This is a genomic window from Streptomyces sp. NPDC006711 (assembly GCF_042869775.1).
Classification (GTDB): Bacteria; Actinomycetota; Actinomycetes; order Streptomycetales; family Streptomycetaceae; genus Streptomyces.
Genome location: NZ_JBIAGO010000016.1, coordinates 157083 through 178824, shown reverse-complemented (window position 1 = coordinate 178824; position 21742 = coordinate 157083). Strand labels below are relative to the sequence as shown.

Annotated in this window: 16 protein-coding genes; 7 read left to right on the top strand and 9 right to left on the bottom strand. The window is 71.6% G+C overall.

The genetic code is table 11. From position 1 onward, the window contains the following. Nucleotides 1-5: 5 nt before the first annotated feature. From ACFYM2_RS27220 to panB, 3 genes are all read right to left on the bottom strand, one after another. A complete protein-coding gene (locus ACFYM2_RS27220) occupies nucleotides 6-866 on the bottom strand; it encodes an ABC transporter permease (RefSeq protein WP_359007570.1) in 861 nt (286 codons plus the stop codon). Beyond that, on the bottom strand, nucleotides 863-1894 hold the full coding sequence (locus ACFYM2_RS27215) for an ATP-binding cassette domain-containing protein (protein WP_388457868.1): 1032 nt from the start codon (nucleotides 1892-1894) through the stop codon (nucleotides 863-865). The genes ACFYM2_RS27220 and ACFYM2_RS27215 overlap by 4 nt, the downstream gene beginning before the upstream one ends. A gap of 328 nt (nucleotides 1895-2222) precedes the next feature. Next, the gene (panB, locus tag ACFYM2_RS27210; protein ID WP_359007565.1) at nucleotides 2223-3101 is read right to left on the bottom strand and encodes a 3-methyl-2-oxobutanoate hydroxymethyltransferase; all 879 of its coding nucleotides are present in this window, start codon (nucleotides 3099-3101) and stop codon (nucleotides 2223-2225) included. Nucleotides 3102-3309: 208 nt separating this feature from the next. Here panB and ACFYM2_RS27205 point away from each other — a divergent pair, with 208 nt between their 5' ends. The 3 genes from ACFYM2_RS27205 (at nucleotide 3310) to ACFYM2_RS27195 (ending at nucleotide 7015) form a co-directional block, all read left to right on the top strand. Next, nucleotides 3310-4917: an MFS transporter gene (locus ACFYM2_RS27205; RefSeq protein WP_388839834.1), complete on the top strand. Its 1608-nt coding sequence runs from the start codon at nucleotides 3310-3312 to the stop codon at nucleotides 4915-4917. Between the two features lie 267 nt (nucleotides 4918-5184). Then, nucleotides 5185-5808, top strand: a complete 624-nt coding sequence (locus ACFYM2_RS27200) for a TetR/AcrR family transcriptional regulator (RefSeq protein ID WP_388839857.1) — start codon at nucleotides 5185-5187, stop codon at nucleotides 5806-5808. Nucleotides 5809-6112: 304 nt separating this feature from the next. After that, a complete protein-coding gene (locus ACFYM2_RS27195; protein ID WP_388839854.1) occupies nucleotides 6113-7015 on the top strand; it encodes an endonuclease/exonuclease/phosphatase family protein in 903 nt (300 codons plus the stop codon). Nucleotides 7016-7045: 30 nt separating this feature from the next. Here the strand turns inward: ACFYM2_RS27195 and ACFYM2_RS27190 are convergent, their stop codons facing one another. After that, nucleotides 7046-8797, bottom strand: coding sequence for an NAD+ synthase (locus tag ACFYM2_RS27190; RefSeq protein ID WP_388839831.1), 1752 nt, complete (start codon nucleotides 8795-8797; stop codon nucleotides 7046-7048). A gap of 147 nt (nucleotides 8798-8944) precedes the next feature. Between ACFYM2_RS27190 and ACFYM2_RS27185 the strand changes: the two genes are divergently transcribed. Then, a complete protein-coding gene (locus ACFYM2_RS27185; RefSeq protein ID WP_359007554.1) occupies nucleotides 8945-10378 on the top strand; it encodes an APC family permease in 1434 nt (477 codons plus the stop codon). Between the two features lie 74 nt (nucleotides 10379-10452). Here the strand turns inward: ACFYM2_RS27185 and ACFYM2_RS27180 are convergent, their stop codons facing one another. Beyond that, on the bottom strand, nucleotides 10453-12372 hold the full coding sequence (locus ACFYM2_RS27180) for a protease pro-enzyme activation domain-containing protein (protein ID WP_388457861.1): 1920 nt from the start codon (nucleotides 12370-12372) through the stop codon (nucleotides 10453-10455). Between the two features lie 522 nt (nucleotides 12373-12894). On the opposite strand from ACFYM2_RS27180, the gene ACFYM2_RS27175 reads away from it, so the two are divergent. Both ACFYM2_RS27175 and ACFYM2_RS27170 read left to right on the top strand, forming a co-directional pair. Further along, nucleotides 12895-14256 (top strand): glutamine synthetase family protein, encoded by a 1362-nt coding sequence (locus ACFYM2_RS27175; RefSeq protein WP_053723940.1) that lies wholly within the window; start codon nucleotides 12895-12897, stop codon nucleotides 14254-14256. Nucleotides 14257-14505: 249 nt separating this feature from the next. Then, the gene (locus ACFYM2_RS27170) at nucleotides 14506-14865 is read left to right on the top strand and encodes an isomerase (protein ID WP_359007548.1); all 360 of its coding nucleotides are present in this window, start codon (nucleotides 14506-14508) and stop codon (nucleotides 14863-14865) included. 28 nt (nucleotides 14866-14893) lie between these two features. Here ACFYM2_RS27170 and ACFYM2_RS27165 read toward each other — a convergent pair whose 3' ends face one another. From ACFYM2_RS27165 to ACFYM2_RS27155, 3 genes are read right to left on the bottom strand one after another with little or no spacing between them, the layout of a single operon-like run. Continuing rightward, entirely contained in the window at nucleotides 14894-15919 is a 1026-nt protein-coding gene (locus tag ACFYM2_RS27165; RefSeq protein ID WP_388839829.1) for a TolB-like translocation protein, read from the bottom strand. Next, nucleotides 15916-17301, bottom strand: a complete 1386-nt coding sequence (locus tag ACFYM2_RS27160; RefSeq protein WP_388839826.1) for an MFS transporter — start codon at nucleotides 17299-17301, stop codon at nucleotides 15916-15918. The genes ACFYM2_RS27165 and ACFYM2_RS27160 overlap by 4 nt, the downstream gene beginning before the upstream one ends. A gap of 1 nt (nucleotide 17302) precedes the next feature. After that, nucleotides 17303-18190, bottom strand: coding sequence for an alkaline phosphatase family protein (locus tag ACFYM2_RS27155; RefSeq protein WP_359007540.1), 888 nt, complete (start codon nucleotides 18188-18190; stop codon nucleotides 17303-17305). Between the two features lie 153 nt (nucleotides 18191-18343). On the opposite strand from ACFYM2_RS27155, the gene ACFYM2_RS27150 reads away from it, so the two are divergent. After that, nucleotides 18344-19447, top strand: a complete 1104-nt coding sequence (locus ACFYM2_RS27150; protein WP_388457856.1) for an acyltransferase family protein — start codon at nucleotides 18344-18346, stop codon at nucleotides 19445-19447. A 16-nt stretch (nucleotides 19448-19463) separates the two neighbouring features. On the opposite strand, the gene ACFYM2_RS27145 is transcribed toward ACFYM2_RS27150, so the two are convergent. Then, the gene (locus ACFYM2_RS27145; protein WP_388839823.1) at nucleotides 19464-21608 is read right to left on the bottom strand and encodes a PIG-L family deacetylase; all 2145 of its coding nucleotides are present in this window, start codon (nucleotides 21606-21608) and stop codon (nucleotides 19464-19466) included. Nucleotides 21609-21742 lie beyond the last annotated feature (134 nt).

Below are 21742 nucleotides of genomic sequence, written 5' to 3'. Positions count from 1 at the left end.
CAGGATCAGGTGCGCTTACGGAACTTGGCGACCGCAAGCGGCGCCATCACCAGGGTGATCCCCGCCGACCAGGCCAGCGTCATCAGGGCGGAGTGGGCGACGGGGCCGCCGGTGATCAGGCCGCGGGCCGCGTCCGCCAGGTTGGACAGCGGGTTGTAGTCGGTGAAGGACTGGAGCCAGCCCGGCATCGTGGTCGGCTTGGCGAAGATGGACGAACCGAACTGGAGCGGCATCAGAACGAGCATGGCCACTCCCTGGACGGCCTGGGCCGTCTTCATCGTGAGTCCGAGCAGGATGAAGATCCACATGAGGGACGCGCCGAACACGAGTGACAGACCGACGGCGGCGAGCAGGCCGAACACCGAGGTGCTGACGGTCAGGCCCAGGATGAAGCCCATGACCAGCAGGATCGTGGTGGCCACCAGCATGCGGCCGACCTCGACCACCATCTTGGCGATCAGGACGGAGGACCGGGCGATGGGCATCGTCCGGAACCGGTCCATCACGCCCTTCTTGAAGTCGTCGTTGACGCCGGTGCCGACCGCCATCGCGATGTTGATGCCCATCATCGCCATCAGGCCGGGCACCAGGTAGTTGACGTACTGGCCCCGGTTCCCGTCGCCGAACATCGCGCCGCCGAAGACGTACACGAAGAGCAGCACGAAGATGATCGGCATCAGGACGGCGTCGAACATCGACTCCGGGTCGGCCTTGATCTGGAGCATGTTGCGGCGCGCCAGGGCGCCGATGTGGCGCAGATTGGCGCGCGCTCCGATCCGCCCGTCGTCCCTGCCCCTGGCCGGCGCCGGCGCCTTGGGGGCCGGCTGGGCAGGGGCGTTGACGGTGGCAGTGGTGGTGGTGCTCATGCCGCGACCTCCTCGGTCTGACGGGTGGCGTCCTGGGAGTCGGCGGTCTTCTGGCCGGTGATGGCCAAGAACACCTCGTCCAGGCTGGGAAGGTGGGTGCCTATGTGGGCGATGCCGAAGCCGCGCGCCCCCAACAGGCCGACGACGGCGGTCAGTTGCTCGTCGCTGAGGATCGGCACGTTCAGGACGTTCTCGTCGGGCACGGCCTGGGTGCCGGCGGCGCCGCCCAGGCCCGCCTCGGTGACGGCCCGCGCCATCTCGCCGAGCTGCCCGGGGTCCACGGGCCGGATCTGAAGCGTGCGGCCGCCGACCCGGGCCTTCAGCTCGTCCACCTCGCCCTCGGCGATGACCCGGCCCCGGTCGATGACGGTGAGCTCGCTCGCCAGCTGCTCGGCCTCCTCCATGTACTGCGTGGTCAGCAGCACGGTGGCGCCCTCGGCGACCATCCGGCGCACCTCGTCCCACACCTCGTTGCGGGTGCGCGGGTCCAGGCCCGTGGTCGGCTCGTCCAGGTAGAGCACGGCCGGGTGGCCGATCATGGAGGCGGCCAGGTCGAGCCGGCGGCGCATACCGCCGGAGTAGGTCATCGCGGGCCGCTTGGCGGCCTCCGTGAGCGAGAAGCGCTCCAGGAGTTCGTCCGCCCGCGAACGCGCCTCCTTGCGGGGCAGGTCGAGCAGCCGGCCGATCATGTACAGGTTCTCGCGGCCGGACAGCTTCTCGTCGACCGAGGCGTACTGCCCGGTCAGGCCGATCGTGCGGCGCAGCTGGCGCGGCTGGCGCACCACGTCGTAACCGGCCACGGTCGCGGTGCCGGCGTCGGGCACGAGCAGGGTCGAAAGGCAGCGCACGAGCGTGGTCTTGCCGGCGCCGTTGGGGCCGAGGACACCGAGCACGGTGCCCTCGCGGACGTCCAGGTCCACGCCGTCCAGTGCCAAGGTGTCGCCGAAGTGCTTCACCAGCCCCCGCACGGAGACGGCGATCCCGGCACCGGCTCCGTTGTTGTCGGGCTTCTTGTCGATTCGCGTCATGGACACCAAGGTGCCAGGCGCCACCGACAATCCGCCGACATGCCGCCGACAGCCCCCGTCCGCACCGCCGACAGCCCCCGCCCGCACCGCCGACAGCCACGGCCCGCACCGCCGACAGGCGCCATCACGCCCCGACAAGCGCCGTCACGCCCCGCAAGGCGCCGCGCGGCGATCGGGTCCTGCAACGACGGACAGCCCGCCGATGGGGGAAGTCGGCGGACTGTCGTCGTGACCGCAGTGGCTGGTGGCGGAAGCCCGGAGGCTGCCCGGAGCTAGGGGGTGTCTGGTGGACCATGGCCGGGGGCGACCCTGATCCACCAGACACCCCCTAGTGGAAGGTGTGCTCCTCGGCCGGGAAGGAGCCGCCGACGACCTCGCCGGCGAAGGCCTTCGCCGCGTCCCCGAGGGACTGGCGCAGGTTGACGTACTGCTTGCTGAAGCGGGGGGCCTTGCCGGGGGTGAGGCCCACCATGTCGGTGTAGACGAGCACCTGCGCGTCGCACTCGATGCCCGCGCCGATGCCCACCGTCGGGATGTGCAGGATGCGGGTCACCTCGGCGGCGAGCTCCGCGGGGACCAGTTCGAGCACGATCGCGAACGCCCCCGCGTCCTGGACCGCCTTGGCGTCGCGCAGCAGCTGGTGCGCCGCCTCGTCGCCCCGGCCCTGCACCCGGTAGCCCAGTGTGTTCACCGACTGCGGGGTGAGGCCGATGTGGCCGACGACGGGGATGCCGGAGTCGACGAGCAGCCGGATCTGCTCGTGGCTGCGCTCACCGCCCTCCAGCTTGACCGCGCCGACTCCCGCGTCCTTGACCAGGCGCATGGCCGAGCGCAGCGCCTGCACCGGGCCCTCCTGGTAGGAACCGAAAGGCAGGTCGGCCACGACCAGGGCGCGCGAGGTGCCCCGGACGACGGCGGCGGAGAGCATGGTGATCTCGTCGAGGGTGACCGGGACGGTCGTCTCGTATCCGAGGTGGCAGTTGCCCATGGAGTCGCCCACGAGCAGGACCGGGATGCCGGCCTCGTCGAAGACGGACGCGGTCATCGCGTCGTAGGCGGTGAGCATGGGCCACTTCTCGCCGCGCGCCTTGGCGCCGGCGATGTCGTGCACGGTGATGCGCCGGGTGCCCTTGCCCCCGTACAGCGCCTTGGGGTCGCTGCTGTCGGAAGCCTTCTGATTCTGGGCAGCCTGAAGGTGTTGCGTCATCGCAACGGCTCCTGTTCGTCATCTCGAAGCGCCCTTACGGCGTCTCCGGACCACATCCATGGTGGCACCCCGTGCCCCCTGCCGGGAAGTGGGGTGTGTTGGGAAAGACACGGCCCCGCGCGCCCCGGCCGTCGTCGCCCGGTGGCCGGAAAGTAAAGTCCTTCCTATACGAGACGGTTCCGTTTCGAAATGGACTTAGGCTGTGCGCATGCCAACCACGTCTGCCGCGTCCGGCGCCCCGGCCGCACCCCGGATACCCGAAGCCGTCCACCGCCGGCGCTGGGCGATACTCGCCGTCCTGATGCTCAGCCTGCTGATCGTCGTCCTGGACAACTCGATCCTGAACGTCGCCGTCAAGACGATCGCGAGCCCCGCCCCCACCGGCATCGGCGCCACCCAGAGCGAGCTGGAGTGGGCGATCAACGCCTACACGCTCGTCTTCGCCGGACTGCTCTTCACCTCCGGACTGCTCGGCGACCGGCTCGGCCGCAAGAAGATCCTGCTCTTCGGCATCACGGTCTTCGGCCTCGGCTCGGTGCTCGCCGCCTTCTCCAACTCCCCGGACCAGCTCATCGCCTTCCGCGCCCTGATGGGCCTCGGCGGCGCCTTCGTGATGCCCGCCACCCTCGCCGTCCTCATGAACGTCTTCGAGCGCGAGGAGCAGCCCAAGGCGATCGGCATCTGGGCCGGCGGCGTCGGCCTCGCCATCGCGATCGGGCCCATCACCGGCGGCGTACTGCTCCAGCACTTCTGGTGGGGCTCGGTCTTCCTGGTCAACGTGCCGGTCGTGCTCATCGCCCTGATCGCCATGATCGTGCTCGTACCGGACTCCAGGGACCCGAACCCCGGCAGGCTCGACCCGGTGGGCGTGCTGCTGTCCGTCGTGGGCCTGGTGCTGCTGGTGTACGGGATCATCCACGGCGGCGAGCTCGCCGACTTCACGGACACGACGGTGCTCGCCACCACCCTCGGCGGCATCGCGGTCCTGGTCGGCTTCGTGGCGTACGAGAAGCGCTGCGCGCATCCCGCCATCGACATCGGCTACTTCAAGAAGCCCGCGTTCTCGGCCGCCGTCGTCGCCATCGCGCTGACGTTCTTCGCGCTGATGGGCGTGACCTTCTTCTCGGTCTTCTACATGCAGAGCGTGCGCGGCTACAGCGCCCTGCGCTCCGGGCTGCTCATCCTGCCGCTCGCCGCCGCCCAGATGATCTTCGCGCCGCGCGCCCGGCTGGTCGTCGACCGCTTCGGCGCCCGCGCGGTGTGCACGGCGGGCCTTGTCCTGGTGGCCTTCGGCCTCGCCGCCTTCGGCCTGTTCGGCGTGGACACGCCCATCTGGGTCATGGAGGTCGTCTTCTTCGTCCAGGGCGCCGGAATGGCCCACATCATGCCGCCCGTCACCGTCTCGATCATGCAGGCGCTGCCGCGCGAGAAGGCCGGCTCGGGCTCGGCCGTCAACAACACCTTCCGCCAGGTCGGCGGCGCGCTCGGCATCGCCGTGCTGGGCTCGCTGCTGTCCACCGTCTACCGGGGCCGCATCCAGAGCCACCTCGACGCGGTCCCCGAAGGCGCGCGCAAGGCGGCCGGCGAATCCATCGAGGCGACCCTCGGCGTCGCCGAACGGATGGGCCCGGCGGGCAAGGCCCTGATCGGCCCCGCCGACGACGCCTTCCTGCACGCCATGCACATCACCGCCTTCGCCTCCTCGGGCGTGGCCCTGCTCGGCGCCCTCGTCGTCGCCCTGTTCCTGCCGGGCAGGCCCGCCCAGGACCAGGCGCCCACCGCGCGGGACCGGCCCGCCGAGGCCGCCCGCCGCTAGGGGGTGTCTGGTGGACCATGGCCGGGGGCGCGGCGTCTGGCACGGCACCTCGCGGCGTTGCCGAATCGCCCCGATAGCTCCGCTATCGAGACGCTCCGGCGCCTTGCGATGCACCGCACCAGACGCCGCGCCCTGACCGACCCTGATCCACCAGACACCCCCTAGCCGAGGCCGTCTGCCGCTACCCGAGGCCGCCCGCGGCCGGGCCGGGGGCCTTCGGGACAATCAACGGGCCGGTCGAGACGAAACGGAGCGGGCGTGACCTCGATGGACAACTCGATGGACAAGCAGCACAAGGACGGCGAACCCCGGCGCGGGCGGCCCCGCTCGCAGGCCGCGGAGCGCCAGATCCTGGAAGCCGTCATCAAACTGCTGGAGGAAGGCGTCTCGCTCGCCGACCTCTCCATCGAGCGCATCGCGCGCACCGCCGGCGTCGGCAAGGCCACCATCTACCGGCGCTGGGCCGGCAAGGAGGAGCTGTACGTCGAGGTCGTGCGGTCCATGGAGTCGCCGAGCCCGCCGCCGGCCGGCCGCTGTCTGCGCGACGACCTCGTCACGATGGTCGACAACGTACGGGTGCGCGGCGCGGCCAAGCAGTCCTCCGCCCTGCTGCACAACGTCTTCGCCCAGATGCAGAGTTACCCCACGCTCTGGTCCAAGTACCACAGCCTGGTCATCGACCCCCGCCGCCGGCTCTTCGACGACGTGCTGCGGCGGGGCATCGAGAACGGCGAGATCCGCGCCGGGATCGACCTGGAGATGGCCGGCGACCTCTTCGTCGCCCCGATGCTGGTACGCACCATGCTGCGGCCCGGCCGTGAACTGCCCGGGCCCGAGCTCGCCGAGCGCATCGTCGACGCCGTACTCGAAGGGCTGCGCCCGGAGCGCTGAATATGCGCGTTGTGTCACAGGGCTCCGCGCCACGCCCCGGCTTGGAACCCCCCGCCGCGCCCACTCGTCCTGCTGGCCGTGGAGATGTCGTGCGCGAGGCACGACGGCAGGCAAGGCCGCCCCGTTTTCGCCTAGGGTCGAAGGACGGGGAACGGAGTACGAGAACAGCAGTGAGGACAGCGGTATGGCGCGGGCGTACATGACGGAGACGGGCGACGGCAGCGCGGAGGACGAGCGCAGCGGGTCCCGGTTCCGGCGCCTGGTCGACGGCTGGCGGGGCGACCGGGGCATCTGGCGCCGGGGCATGGTGCTCACGGGGATCGCCGTCGTGATCGCCCTCGTGATGATCCTGCACTCGCACATCCCCAACTCGGTGGGCAACCTCGGCTCGCTCTCCGAGACCTTCCTGCCCTGGCTCGGCCTGTTCGTGCCCGTCCTGCTCGGCCTCGCGCTGTGGCGCCGCTCGGCGACCGCTCTGATCGCGCTGCTGCTCCCGACGATCGTCTGGCTCAACATGTTCGGCGGGCTGCTCACCGACAAGCAGAGCGCGGGCGGCAATCTGATCGTGGCCACCCACAACGTCAACGCCGACAACCCCGACCCGGCCGGCACCGCCCGCCAGGTCGCGTCCTCCGGCGCGCAGGTCCTGGCCCTTGAGGAGATCCCGGGCGACGAGGTCGACACGTACAAGAAGGCGCTCGCGGGCCTCTACCCGTACCACTCGGTGCAGGGCACGGTGGGCCTGTGGTCCAAGTACGAGCTGAGCGACAGCCGTCCCGTCGACATCAAGATGGGCTGGACGCGCGCCATGCGCTCCACCGTGAAGACCCCGACCGGCGACGTCGCGGTCTATGTGGCCCACATGCCCTCGGTACGGGTGAAGCTGAACGCCGGGTTCACCGCCAACCAGCGGGACAACAGCGCCTACACCCTGGGTGAGGCGATCTCCGCCGAGCAGAACAAGAAGGTGATCCTGCTCGGCGACCTCAACGGCACGATGAACGACCGCTCCCTGAACAACATCACCGCCCAGATGCGCTCCACCCAGGGCGCCGCGGGCGACGGCTACGGGTTCAGCTGGCCGGCCTCGTTCCCGATGGCCCGGATCGACCAGATCATGGTCAAGGGCATCCAGCCCAAGTCGTCGTGGACCCTGGCCCGCACCAAGAGCGACCACCTCCCGGTCGCGGCCCGGCTCCAGGTGTGAGACGGGCCCGGGGCGTGGCCCCGGACCCGCTCAGCGTGACTCGCGCCACCGGTTGGTGATCGGGAGTCTGCGGTCCTTGCCGAAGCCCTTCGGGGAGATCTTCGTGCCCGGCGGGTACTGGCGGCGCTTGTACTCCGCCATGTCCACCATCCACAGCGTCCGGCGCACCAGTTCCGCGTCGTACCCGGCCGCCACGATCGCGTCCGCGCCCTGGTCCCGGTCGACGTACAGGGCCAGGATCGCGTCGAGGACGGGGTAGTCGGGCAGCGAGTCCGTGTCGACCTGGCCGGGGCGCAGTTCGGCGCTCGGGGGCTTGGAGATGGAGTTCTCCGGGATCGGGGGCGTCTGGCCACGCTCGGCGGCCGCCCGGTTGCGCCACCGCGCGAGGCGGAAGACCGCCGACTTGTAGACGTCCTTGATCGGCCCGTACGCGCCCACCGAGTCGCCGTACAGCGTCGAATACCCCACCGCCAGCTCGGATTTGTTGCCCGGGGCGAGCACGAGATGGCCCTCCTGGTTGGACAGGGCCATCAGGAGGGTGCCGCGCAGCCGGGACTGAAGGTTCTCCTCCGCGAGTCCGGTCAGCGCGAGGGAGCCCAGGTAGGCGTCGAACATCGGCTCGATGGAGACCGTGCGCAGACGCAGCCCCGTACGCCGTGCCAGCTCCGCCGCGTCCTTCTTGGAGTGGTCGGAGGAGTACTTCGAGGGCATGGAGACACCGTGGACGCCGTCCGCGCCCAGCGCGTCACAGGCGATCGCCGCGACGAGCGCCGAGTCGATGCCGCCGGACAGGCCGATCAGGACGGACCGGAACCCGTTCTTCGTGACGTACGCGCGCAGGCCCGCCACAAGGGCCGCGTAGACCTCCTCGTCGTCGTCGAGGCGCTCCGCGCACGCGCCGCGCGGCTCCGGCTCGTACGGCGCGACCGGCTCGTCGGAGATCACCACGTGGTCCACGCGCAGCCCGTCGTCGACCACGCCCGAGGGCGCGGCGCCCGCGGCCGGCAGCTCCAGGTCCAGGACGAGGCAGACCTCGGTGAACTGCGGGGCGCGCGCCAGGACCTCGCCCCGCTCGTCGACGACGATCGAGTCGCCGTCGAAGACCAGCTCGTCCTGGCCGCCGGTGGTCGCCACATAGGCGAGCACGCAGCCCGCCTCCCGGGCCCGCGCGCGGACCAGTTCGAGCCGGGTGTCGTCCTTGTTCTGCTCGTACGGCGAGGCGTTGACGGAGATCAGCAGGCCCGCGCCGGCGGAGCGGGCCGCCGGGACGCGCCCGCCGTCCTGCCACAGGTCCTCGCAGATGGCGAGCGCCACATCCACGCCCCGCACCCGCACGACGGGCAGGGTGTCGCCCGGCACGAAGTAGCGGAACTCGTCGAAGACGCCGTAGTTGGGCAGATGGTGCTTGGCGAAGCTGAGCTCGACCCGGCCGCCGTGCAGCACCGCCGCCGCGTTCCGCGGGGCGCCGGCCGGCTGCCCGAGCCGGGGCACGGCGACCGGTGAGCGGTCCAGATACCCCACCACCACGGGGATCTCACCGAACCCCTCCGCCGCAAGGCGCGCCGCGAGCGCGGTGAGCGCCTGCCGGGACGCCTCGACGAAGGACCCTCTCAGGGCGAGGTCTTCGACGGGGTAGCCGGTCAGCACCATCTCGGGGAACGCGACGAGGTGCGCGCCCCGCTCGGCCGCGTGCCGGGTCCAGCGCACGACCGCGTCGGCGTTGCCCGCGAGGTCTCCGACGGTCGAGTCGATCTGGGCGAGGGCGAGACGTAGTTGAGGCACGGCGCCACTCTAATCGTCAGAGCGACGCGATGGGGTGGAGCGACGCCGCGTGGCGCCTACGCGCCGGGGCGTTTCGGCAGGACGCGTCGCGTGCGGACCGGCCGCGCCCGACATGCGGGACCCGGCCGCCGCGCCGATCATGGGCGCATGACGACCACGGACGCCTCCGATGAAGAACTCGTCGCCGACGACGGCACCGCACGGCGGTTCGTCTCCTGGGTGACGCTCGGCCTCATGACGACGGCATCCGTCGCGAGCCTGCGCCCCTCGCCCTCGATGGCCATCTACGGCCTCGCCGCGGTCTTCCTCTACCTCCTGCCCGCCGTCGTCTTCCTGCTCCCGACCGCCCTGGTCGGCGCGGAGCTCGCGTCCGGCTGGACCGGCGGCATCTACCGCTGGGTGAGCGAGGCGCTGGGCAAACCGCTCGGATTCCTCGCCGTGTGGTGCCAGTTCGCGATGACGATCGCGTACTACCCGAGCCTACTGGCGTACGTCGCCTCGACCTTCGCGTACGTCATCGATCCGAGCCTGGCCGAGAACGGGCTCTACGTCGCGGTCGTCATCGTGGTCATCTACTGGACCGGGGTGTGGATCTCCTCGCGCGGCACCAAGACCGTGGCCGGGCTCAGCTCGCTCGGCCTCGTCATCGGCACGCTCATCCCGGGCGTCGTCCTCGTGGTCCTCGGGCTCGTCTTCCTCGGCCAGGGCAATCCCTCGGCCGCGCCCATGAACGCCTCGCACTGGCTGCCGCCCTGGACCGGGCTCGCCAGCCTGGTCCTGATCGTCAACAACTTCCTGTCCTACGCGGGCATGGAGATGAACGGCGTCCACGTGTCCTCGCTGCGCGAGCCCAAGCGCGAATACCCCAGGTCGATGCTGCTCGCGACCGGGCTCGTGCTGCTGATCTTCATCCTTCCGGCCCTGGCCATCTCCTGGGTGATGCCGTCCAAGGAGCTGAGCCTCACGGCCGGTCTGATGCAGGCGTTCCAGGCGTTCTTCGACCACTTCCACATCGGCTGGATGACCAAGGTCGTCGGCGTGATGCTGGTGGCGGCCGCGCTCGGCGGCATGCTGACGTGGCTGGCGGGTCCCGCCAAGGGCCTGGTGCTGCTCGCCCGCCAGGAAGGCTATCTGCCGCCGGTCCTCCAGCGCCTGAACAAGTACGGCACCCCGCGCAACGTCATGGTCGCCCAGGGCGTCATCACCACGCTGATCGGCATCCTGTACGCCTTCAGCGGTGACGTGTCGAGCGCGTACTGGATGTTCTCCGTCATCACCGTCCAGATCTACCTCATCGCCTACCTGCTGATGTTCGTCGCGGTGGTGAGGCTGCGCAGGACCCGGCCCGAAGTGGAGCGCGGCTTCCGGGTGCCCGCGGTCGCCTGGGTGGCGGGCATCGGGTTCGTGGCGTCGGTGGCCGCCCTGTGCATCGGGTTCGTGCCGCCGGACCAGTTCGGCGGCCAGCCGCTGTGGCGCTACCTGCTGATCGTCGGCGGCGGCCTCCTGGCCCTCGGCGTCCTGGCCCCCCTCGCCTTCCTGACCTTCCGCAAACCGGGCTGGGTGCATCCGGATCACCGGTAGGGGCAACACGAAGGCCCCGCTCCCCGGCCCGGGTGGGCCAGGGAGCGGGGCCGGGTGGACCCGGGACCGTCGGGTCAGCGGCGGAACGGGAAGCCGTACGAGGCGACGTAACCCGGCGCGGGCGAGCCCACACCCGTCACGTCGTCGTACCCCTTGACCGCGGCCAGCGAGCTGTCCTTGCCGAGCGAGCGCACCGAGGTCAGCACGCCCTTGGACGCGTCCACGCTGTTGGCGAAGTCGACGCGGGCGACCGCGAGATCACGGTGCGCGCCCAGCGGGTGGTCCGTCACGTCGTGGAAGAGCGGCGAGTGGTACCGGGCGTAGATCCCCGGGTTGGCGAAGCCGATCGGGAAGCGCTGGGCCTGCTGGGCCAGGGCCTGGATGCCAGCGATGACCGGCGCGGCAAGCGAGGTGCCGCCGATGCGGTACTCGTCGTACTTCACCGACCCGTCGGGCCACGCCTGCGTCTGGCCCACCAGGAACCCGGTGTTGGGGTCGGCCACGGCCGCGATGTCCGGCACCGTGCGCATGGGGGTCGCGCCGTTGGCCTTGGCCAGCGAGTCCGGCACGATGCCGCGCTGGTAGAACGGCTGCTTCACGGTGGAGCTGGTGCCGCCGCCCGCGCCGCCGGTGTAGGCGCCCGGGAAGTTCACCCAGCTCTTGCCGTCGGCGGACAGGGTGGCCTTCTCGGTGCCCCAGCCGGTCTCGAACTGGTAGGTGTCGTGCTTGCCGACGGCCAGCGAGGTGCCGCCGACGGAGGTCGCCCAGGCGGAGTTCGCCGGGGTGTCGACCTGCTTCTTGCCGGCGTGGGCGGCCTCGTCGCCGTTGTCGCCGGAGGAGAAGTAGAAGCCGATGCCCTCGATCGCGCCGAGCTTGAACGTCTGGTCGTAGGCGGCCTGGACGTCCGGGGTCTCGTTCGCCTCGACGTCGCCCCAGGAGTTGGAGACCATGTCGGCGAGACGGTTGTCGACGACCTTGTTCAGGGCGTCGAGCAGATCCGGGTCGTTGCAGGACGCGCCGCCGACGTAGACGATGTTCGCCTCGGGGGCGACCGCGTGCACGGCCTCGACGTCGAGGGATTCCTCGCCGTACCAGCCGGACGCGTCACACGCCTCGGTGCTGTTGAACTCCGCCGGCAGGACCTCGGTGTACTGGCCCTTCTTGTAGGCCTTGTCACCGTTGTTCTTGGCGTACTGCGCGGCGTCCTTGGCCATGGTCGGCGAGGCGTACGCGTCGGTGATCGCGACGGTGACGCCCTTGCCGGTGTACTTGCCGGCGCCGTAGGCGGCGCGCAGCTGCTCACCGGTGTAGCCGTGCACGGCGTACGGGATCTTCGTGCCGTACGCGTCCGGCAGCGTCTTGGCGACGTTGGAGCCGTAGTACGTCGAGAAGGGACCGGCGTTGTGGAAGCCCGCGCCGGGCCCGGGCAGGGTGTCCTGGTGCGTCGCCCGGTGCGGGGCGTTGTCCAGACCCGTGACCGTCAAAACGGCGCCGGCCAGCGCGTCGGGCGCGGACGCGGCCTTGGCGGGCGCCCGGTAAGTGCGCTGGTCCTTGCGGTAGTTGTGCAGCGGCGTGGCGAACGCCTTCTGCGCGGCGGCCGCGTCGCCGGAGACCGAGATGTAGTGCTGGTTGGAGCCCGTGATGGTCAGTCCGGACGACTTCAGCCACTGGGTGACCGCGTCGATCTGCCCCTTGGTCGCGCCGAAGCGCGCCTGCGTCTCGGCGGCGCTCAGGTACTTGCCGTACGAGGCCGACCGCGGGTCGGACACGGCCGCGGCGTACGCGTCCAGGCCCTTCGCGTCCCGCCCGGCGAGGTAGACCCGGGCGTTCACCTTGGTGGACGCGGCCGTCGCTCCCTGGTCGGCGGAGCCGGTGGCCCAGACGGGCTTGGTGCCCGCGAGGGCGGCCCGCCCGCTCGGGACCGGGTCGGCCGCCTGGGCGGACGGTATGCCGAGGGCGAGCGCGCCGGCGAGCAGAGGCAGTGTCGCTGCCATGCTCATGCCGGTACGCCGCCATGCGCGGCTTGTTCTCATGTAACCCCCTGCGTGAGGTCTTCGCCTGCTGCGCATGCGCGGTCTGATGTGCGCATGTAATGCGTCACTCTTGTCAGGAACGGTTCATGCGGGGGGCATGTGATCACCAAGAAACGCCAAAGAGCGTTTACGGATGGGCAGTTGGAAAACGGCGAAGGGTCCGTTTTCTGTGCGGTTGGGCGCGGCGGCGGGCACCCGGGGGTGCGCCCGGGGGAGTGCCCGGGGGAGTGCGGGAGGGAGCGCGCCGGGGGAGTGCGCGGGCGCGCGGGCGGGCGGGGGCGCGGGGAGGCCCGCGTCGGGTGCGCGGTGCCCCGGCGCGCTGGACCGGTCCCGAGGGGGCACACGCGGGGAGGGGACGTGCCGTAGGTCATACCGGGTGCGTAATGTGGAGGTAATCCCGCGCCTCGATACTGAGGATTCCCCCGCCGTCCCCCATTCGCGGGGCCCCGGCGCACAGGCCGTCTGAACTGCAAGGATGTGGCTATGGACAAGCAGCAGGAGTTCGTGCTCCGAACCCTGGAGGAGCGCGACATCCGGTTCGTGCGCCTGTGGTTCACCGATGTGCTCGGCTTCCTGAAGTCGGTGGCCGTCGCCCCGGCCGAGCTGGAGCAGGCCTTCGACGAGGGGATCGGCTTCGACGGCTCGGCCATCGAGGGCTTCGCCCGGGTCTACGAGTCCGACATGATCGCCCGCCCCGACCCGTCCACCTTCCAGATCCTGCCCTGGCGCGCGGAGGCGCCCGGCACGGCCCGCATGTTCTGCGACATCCGGATGCCCGACGGCTCCCCGTCCTTCGCGGACCCGCGCTTCGTCCTCAAGCGCATCCTGGCCAAGACCTCCGACCTCGGGTTCACCTTCTACACCCACCCCGAGATCGAGTTCTTCCTCCTCAAGGACAAGCCGCTCGACGGCACCCGCCCGGTCCCCGCCGACAACTCGGGCTACTTCGACCACACCCCGCAGAACGTCGGCATGGACTTCCGCCGCCAGGCGATCACCATGCTCGAATCCATGGGCATCTCGGTCGAGTTCAGCCACCACGAGGGCGCGCCGGGCCAGCAGGAGATCGACCTGCGCTACGCCGACGCGCTCTCCACGGCCGACAACATCATGACGTTCCGTCTGGTCATGAAGCAGGTCGCGCTGGAGCAGGGCGTGCAGGCCACGTTCATGCCCAAGCCGTTCTCGGAGTACCCGGGCTCGGGCATGCACACCCACCTCTCCCTCTTCGAGGGCGACCGCAACGCGTTCTACGAGTCGGGCGCGGAGTACCAGCTCTCCAAGGTGGGCCGCTCCTTCATCGCGGGCCTGCTCAAGCACGCCGCCGAGATCGCCGCCGTCACCAACCAGTGGGTCAACTCCTACAAGCGCATCTGGGGCGGCTCGGAGCGCACGGCGGGCGCGGGCGGCGAGGCGCCCTCGTACATCTGCTGGGGCCACAACAACCGCTCGGCCCTCATCCGCGTCCCGATGTACAAGCCGGGCAAGACGGGCTCCGCGCGCGTCGAGGTCCGCTCCCTCGACTCGGGCTGCAACCCCTACCTCGCCTACGCGCTGCTGCTCGCGGCCGGACTCAAGGGCATCGAGGAGGGCTACGAGCTCCCGGCGGGCGCCGACGACGACGTCTGGGCCCTCACCGACGCCGAACGCCGCGCCATGGGCATCGAGCCCCTGCCGCAGAACCTGGGCGAGGCGATCGCCCTGATGGAGCGCAGCGAACTGGTCGCCGAGACGCTGGGCGAGCACGTCTTCGACTTCTTCCTGCGCAACAAGAAGCAGGAGTGGGAGGAGTACCGCAGCGAGGTCACGGCCTTCGAGCTGCGCAAGAACCTGCCGGTGTTGTAGGCGCGGGCCGCTTCGGGCGCGGGGCTTCGGGCACGGGGTGCTTCCGGCGCGGGTCGCGTGGCGGTCGAGGGCGGCGGGCAGGGCCCCGACGTCGCCGGCGACCCGCTTGGGCAGGATGGTGACGGTCGTCGCGTTCTTCTCCGGGCCGACCAGCACGAAGAGGCGCGCGGCGGCGCGAGGACGCCTGCGACAGCACACCGCCGCCGGCCGGTCGCCCCTGCTCAAGCCCACTACGCAAGGGAAACGCTCATGCCGTTCGTCACCGTCGAATACTCCGGACAACTCGCCCCCACCTTCGACCGGCCGGCCTTCGCCCAGGAGGTCCACGAGGTCGCGGCCGCCGGGATCAACGCGCCCACCGAGGCCTTCAAGACCCGGTTCCGGAGCGTGGAGGAGGCCTGGTTCGGCGCCGGTGAGGACGACCTGGACGCCGTCTTCATCCAGGTCGCCATCCTCTCCGGGCGCACCCCGAAGGCGATCGAGCACCTGAGCGAGACCGTCCTGGAGATCGCCCGCAAGCACGTGAGCGCGGCCCCCGGCCGGCGGCTGCACATCATGGTCGAGACCCGCGAGATGGAGCGCGACTACTACCGCGCCCACAAGGAGTAGCGGGCAGGGCCCGCCGGCGGGAGCGGGCTCAGCGGAGGTAGGCCGGCGCGAGCCCCGCCGTCAACAGGCGGCCGGGCTTTCCGGTGCCGTCCGCAGGGACCGTGTACAGATCGGTGCCGTAGTCGCCGGGCAGGGCGTAGACGACGGTGTGCTCGTCCTGCCAGACCGCCTGGTCGTCCACGCTCCTTCGCTCCGCGAGCGCCGTCTCGCGCATCGTCGCCAGGTCCAGGGCGTACAGGCGCCACGGGGCGTCGGCCGGCAGGCCCGCGACCCGCTTCTTGTAGACGATCCGGGTGCCGTCCGGCGAGAGCGAGGGGCACTCGACGCCTGCGTGCAGGGAGGTCACCGTACGCGCCACGAGGTCGCCCCGTACGAGGTAGGTGTGGCCGCCGGTCGCCATCGTCGCGTAGAAGCTCCGGTCGTCGGCGGCGAAGGTGACGCCCCAGAAGTTGGTGTCGGCGGCGTGGTGCTCCGTGCCGTCCAGGTACGCGGTGAAGTCCTCCAGGGACGAGGTGAGCCGGCCCGTACGGGTGTCGAGGACCGCCGTGCGCGTGGAGAAGTTGGTGCCCGCGTACGAGTCGCCGCCCACGAACACCGTCCAGGCCACCCAGCGCCCGCTCGGCGAGACCCTGGCCCGGGTCGGGATGCCGGGGAGGCTGTAGTGCGCGCGCTCCTTGAGCCCGGCGTCCAGCACCACCGCCCGGTAGGAGTCCGTCATCGCGCCGCGCACGGCCTGGAGGCAGACGCCGGTGCCGGCCGCCGCGAAGAAGCGCAGGCACTTCACGCCGGAGGCGGTGCGCGGGCCCGCCGGGTCGCTCGCCGCGACGGTGGCGAGCTCGTCGCGGTGCGGGCCCCACGCCATGGTGCGGAACACGATCAGAGGAGTCGGGCCCGGCTTGAGCGTCACGGAACCGGCGGTGACGGCCGGGCCGCCTGCCTGCGCCTGGTTCTTGCGGTCCTCGCGGCCCGCCGCGTGCAGCACGGACGCGACCGCGACCGCCGCCAGGACCGCGAGGGCCGCCACCAGGACGAGCAGCTTGTTACGGAGCGTCAAGTGCGGCCTGCCTCGGGGGAGTTGGAGGGACGTAGCAGCGGGACGGCGAGCGCGGCGCACCCGGCGAGCAGCGCCGCGGCCGTACCGAGGGCGGGGCGCTCGCCCCACGCCGTCCAGGCCGCGCCGAAGGCGATCGAGCAGGCGAAGCGGGCCAGCGCCTGGCCGGTCTGGATCAGCGCGAGCCCGGAGGAGCGCAGCGCGGCCGGGACCGATCCGGCCGCCGCCGCCATCAGGACGCCGTCGGTGGCCGCGTAGAAGGCGCCGTGCAGGGCCAGGGTGAGCGACGCGAGAACGGGGCCGCCGGATCCGTGGCCACCGGTCAGGAGCAGGACGTACGCCAGGAGCAGGGCCGCGTGGCCGCCGAGGAAGACCTGCCGTCGGCCCAGCCGGTCGGCGAGCCGGCCCAGCGGGATTGCCAGGAGCAGGAAGGCGGCCGCCGTGCCGATGGGAAGCAGCGCGAACCAGCGGTCGGGGACGCCGAGGCGGCGCTGGAGCAGGAGGTAGACGAAGGAGTCGCTGACCGTGGCGAGGCCCAACAGGAAGGCGACGAGCGTGAGTTGGCGGACCGGGCGGATGCGCAGCAGAGCGAGGGCGCCCCTGAGGGAGGGGCGCGGGTCGCCCGGAGGTGGCGTATCCAGGCGTGGCGCATCCAGGGGTGGCGCGCCCGCGCCTGCACCGTCCGCGCGTGCGCCGTCCGCGCGTGCGCCGCCCCCGCGTGGCGCGTCCTCGGGCGGCGTGGTGAGCGGGGTGCGCGCGGGGACGAAGAGGAGCAGGACCAGGATGCCGAGCGCCGCCACGCAGAAGCTCACCGTGAACACCGCGTCGTAACCGTCCGCCGCCTGACGCAGGATGAGAAAGGCGGTCAGCGGGCCGAGCAGGGCTCCGGCCGTGTCCATCGCCCGGTGCACGCCGAAGGCGCGGCCCCTGGACTCGGGCGCCGACGCCAGCGAGATGAGCGCGTCGCGCGGCGCGGTGCGCAGCCCCTTGCCGGTGCGGTCGGCGGCGAGCACCGCGCCGATCACCGGGAGCGAACCCGCCACCAGCAGAAGGGGTTTGCACAGCGCCGAGAGCCCGTAGCCGAGCACCGCGACCGACTTGTGGCGTCCGCCCCGGTCGGCGAGGTGGCCGCCCACCAGGCGGACCAGCGCGCTGAAGCCGTTGTACACCCCGTCGAGCAGCCCGAAGCCGAGCGGGGACAGGCCGAGCCCGGTGACCAGGTACAGCGGGAGCACCGCGGTGACCATCTCCGACGAGATGTCCGTGATGAGGCTGACCGTGCCGAGCGCCAGCACGGTGGAGGCCACGGCCGTACGCCGCCCGGAGCGCGTCCGGGCGGCGCCGGCGGGAGCCGCGGGAGTGCCGCGGCTGTCCGCTACGTACACGTCAGCTCGTCCAGATCCCCGTGATGTCCGAGGAGTTGGCAGCCTGACCCGCGTGCGCGGTGCCGTACATGTCCTCGATGGTGCGCAGCAGGTTGTAGTGGTTGTACGTCGTCGACGACGAGGAACCGGGGGCGACCTGCTGGCCGTAGAGGACGGTGGGGATCTTGTTGCCGGCGAGCCTGTTGTCCTCGTCGAAGGTGATGACGAGCAGGCTGTTGTGGGTCTTGGCCCAGGTCGCGTAGGCGCCCAGGTTGTTCTTGAGCCAGGTGTCGCCGGTGGAGACCGAGCAGTCGTGCATGTCGCCGCACAGGTTCGGCGTGACGAACGAGACCTGGGGGAGCTTGCTGTAGTCGGTGGGGAACTGGGTGAAGGTGTACGCCGAGGAGGTCGGCACGTTGGAGAAGCCGAACCACGGGTTGTGCTTCTGGGCGTACTTGCCGCTGGCGCATGTCGTGGAGCCCTGGCTGGGCAGCGACTCGTTGTAGCTCGCCCAGGTCTTGCCGCTCGCGATCAGTTCGGACGCCAGATTGGGCGCGGAGGAGAAGCCGGGGGTCACACAGCTGTCGTCGGTGATGCCCTGCGTGGAGCCGGAGAACAGCGCGTAGTAGTTCGGCTGGCTGGGGTGGGTCTCGGCGTACGAGGCCGTCAGGTTGGCACCGCCGGACTTGAGGGAGTTGATGTACGGGGCGTTCGAGCTGCCGATGACCTGGTCGTAGGCGTGGTTCTCGAAGACGGCGACCACCACGTGGTCGGGTGTGGGGACGCTCGTCGAGGCCCCCGCGGCGGACGCGGAGCCGAGACCGGCCCACAGGCCGGCCGAGGCGGCCGCGAGGCCGAGAGCGCTGAAGAGGGCGGTGCGGGTGCGCCGGGGTGTGGGGTCGCCGGACACGGCTGCCTCCGGGGTGAGGGGGAGCGGGCACCCAGAGATTAGGGGTGTCCATGTCAACTCGGAAGGGTGAAGCGGGTGAAGACCCCGGGAACGTACGGTGCCCGACGCGGTTGCTGCCCGGTCCGGGGCGCCCGGCCCCCTACGGTGGGCTGAATGACCAGCTCCACCCCTCACCCCGGTCCTGGGGGCCCTCGAACCCCTGCCCGCAGTCCGTTCTTCGACAACGCCAAGTTCATGCTGATCGTCCTGGTCGCGCTCGGTCACAGCTGGGAGGAGATCATCACCCCCCACACCCCGGGCCTCAGAGCCCTGCACAACCTCGTCTACTGCTTCCACATGCCGGCCTTCATCCTGCTCTCCGGCTACTTCTCGCGCACCTTCACCGCCCGGCCCGACCAGGTGCGGCGGCTGCTCGGCGGGGTGCTCGTGCCCTACCTCGTCTTCGAGACCATCTACAGCGTCGTCTACCACTGGACGCGTGGCACGGACCTCGCGATCACCCCGACCTCGCCCACCTTTCTGTGCTGGTTCCTGCTCGCGCTCTTCCTGTGGCGCATCACCACCCCCATCTGGCACGCGGTACGGCACCCGCTGGCCCTCGCCGTCGTGATCTCGCTCGGCGCGGGCACGACCGCGGTCGGCGGGGAGATGGCGCTCTCGCGGGTGCTGATGTTCCTGCCGTGGTTCGTCCTCGGGCTGCGGCTGCGCCCCGAGCACTTCGCCCGCCTGCGCTCCCGCGCGGCCCGGGCGCTCGCGGTGCCCGTCGTCGCCGGCGCCCTGGCGCTCGCCTACTGGCTGTCGCCCGACCCCAGTGACGACTGGCTGTCCTCGGACGCGGGCAACACCGTCCTGCATGTCTCGCTCGTCCGGTATCTGCTGCTCAGGCTGGCCCTGTTCGCGGTGACCGCGCTCCTGGTGGCGGCGTTCTTCGCGCTGGTGCCGGGGCGCCGGATGTGGCTCACGGCGTTCGGCGCGGTCACCCTCTACCCGTATCTGCTGCACGGGATCGTGCTGCGGGTCGTCGAGCACTACGGCTTCTTCCGGACCGTACGGGCGGCGGGGCTCCCGGGGCAGCTGGTGCTGAGCGCGGCCGTGGTGGCGATGGTGGCGCTGCTGTCGACCCGGCCGGTGCGGGCGGTGCTGTGGCCGCTGGTCGAGCCGCGCCTGCCGGGCCGGTTCGCGGCCCGGACCGAGGTGCCCGCGCCGCCGGCCGCCCCCACGGAGGCGGTCGCGCGCGAGAAGACCCTGGCGCGCTGAGGCAGGGAGTCGGCGGTCAGTCCGACGCGGGCTGCCAGGGAGCGGCGGGGCTGCCCGGGCCCGCCGCCCGGGTCCAGTACAGGCGTCCGTCGAGGCCGATCGCGGCGGCCACCGCGCCCCGGCCGTCCGCTACCGCCGAGGGGGCGCCGGTGAACAGGATGCCGCTGTCCGCCGCCCAGCGCGTGCCGTCCGTGCCCGGCTCGGCGGTGGCGAGCGCGCCCGAGGCGGCGCGGCCCGCGACGAGCGGGCCCGCCGCGCCGACCATGCCGTAGCCGGAGGTGCCGCCGAGACCGGTGGGCGCGGCGGGGCGCGCGCCCGTGAACAGCACGCTGCGTACGTCGCCCGAGTCAGCCGCGCGGTAGTACACCCGCACGCCCGCGCCGTCCGCGTGGGCGGACAGGCCCGTCGTGTTGGGCGGGAGCCCGGTGTCCTCGGCGCGCGCGGGCATCGGGGCGCTCGGGTCCCGCTGGACCCAGGTGGCCATGGAGGAGGGGGTGCTGGAGAAGACGTGGACGCGTCCGGCGCCGTCGGTCGCCGCCACCGGGTCGCCGATCAGCGCGGCGCCGCCGAGCGAGGTCCACGGCGTCCAGTCGCCGTCCCCGGTCAGGGTCGCCGAGTGCAGCCTGCGGTCGGCGCCGCGCAGGAAGACGGTGAGCTTTCCGGTGCCGTCCACCGCCGCGCTGGGAGTGGACATGTCGAAGACGCCGTCGGTGCCGCCCGCGCCGGGCGCGCCGCTGGTGCGGGGCGCCCCCAGGGAGCGCCACGGCCCGAACGTGCCGTCCGGCCGCTGCACGGTGGCGACCGCCTCGCGCTGGTAGCCGCCGGGTTCGGCGCCGAGGAGCGTACGGGTGCCGAACACCGCGAGGCGGCCGTCCGCCAGGCGCGTGGCGCTCACGCCCGGGTCCATGCCGTCGCCGGGCAGCAGGCCGGGCGCGTCCCAGGTGCTGTTCGCGCCGGGCGGCTTGTGCCAGACGGCGAGGCGCTGGTTGAGCACGCCGAACGCCCACAGGCTGCCGTCGGCGCCGGAGGTGAGCCAGGAGGTGGAGTTGGTGCGGCTGTAGCGGATGGACTCGGCCCAGTTGTTGCCGTGCGGGTCGGGCGCGACCTTGCGATCGCCGCAACCGGCCGCGCTGGCACAGTAGTTGTCGTCCGGGTCCATCCAGGCGTACGTCTCCACGACGGCGGCCTTGGCGTCGGCGGCCGCCTTGGGGAAGGTGTGCGGCAGGTGGCTGGTGTTGTAGCCGAAGTAGGTCTGGACGCTGAAGTCCGGGTGGTTGGCGGACCTGGCGTACTCCTGGAGCGCGGCCTGGGCGAAGCGGGCGCTGTAGATGTGGTCCTGGTGATCGATGATCTTCCCCGGCTTGCCGTCGAGGCCGGGCGTCGGGTCCATGGTGCGTACGTGGGTGGGGCGGAAGCGCTCCATCAGGCCGGCCAGGGTCTTGACGACCTGGTCCTTGGTGTACGTGAAGGCGTGCGCCGGGCTGCCCGATGCGATCTGCGAGGCGAGCGCACCGGTCTGGCCGTTCCACAGGCCGCGCAGGCTGTGCGGCTGCTTGCCGAGGATGGTCTCGGCCTCGCGCAGCTGCACCCACACCAGGTGGATGCCGGGGTGGGCGTCGAGGGTGTCGAGTTCGGCGGTGCCACCGCCGGCGGTGGGTATGGAGCGGCGCGTCCACGAGCCGGCCCGGTCGCCGGTGGCCATCTGCGCGTAGGCGCCGCGTATGCCGTTCTGGCGGGCTTCGGCGTACGCGGCCCGGTCGGCGGCGGGCCTGCGCTCGCCCTTCTTGACGGGCGGCGAGTTCACGCCGTCCGCCTCGCCCGCCGTGACGTAGACCGACGTCATGGGGCGGCCCGAGCGCAGGGACTGGCCGGTGTCGGGGTTCATGAAGAACAGGTCGTCGTCCGGGTGGGCCATGATCTGCATCACCGAGCCGCCGTCCGGGCGCACGGGCGGCGGGGACGCGGGGCGGGCGTCCGCGGGGCCGGCGCTGACGGGGCCGGCGTTCACGGGGTGGCCGCCCGTCCCGGCCTGCCCTTCGCTGTCGGACATGGCCAGTTCGGCGAACACGCCGCCCGAGACGAGCAGGGCGACGAGGGCGGAACCGGCGACGGCGCCGCGCCGGGAGAGCAGGGCGGAGCGCAGCGGCGGCCTGGGGTCCATGGGTGTGGTCTTTCGGTACGGGCGGCTTGGGCCGGACTGGTGCGTGAGCACGGGGTGCCGGGGCCGGCCGTGGGTGCGTGCTCGATCAGGTCTGGTCAGAACCTGATCGCTCGGGAAGACGAAAGGTCCCAGAA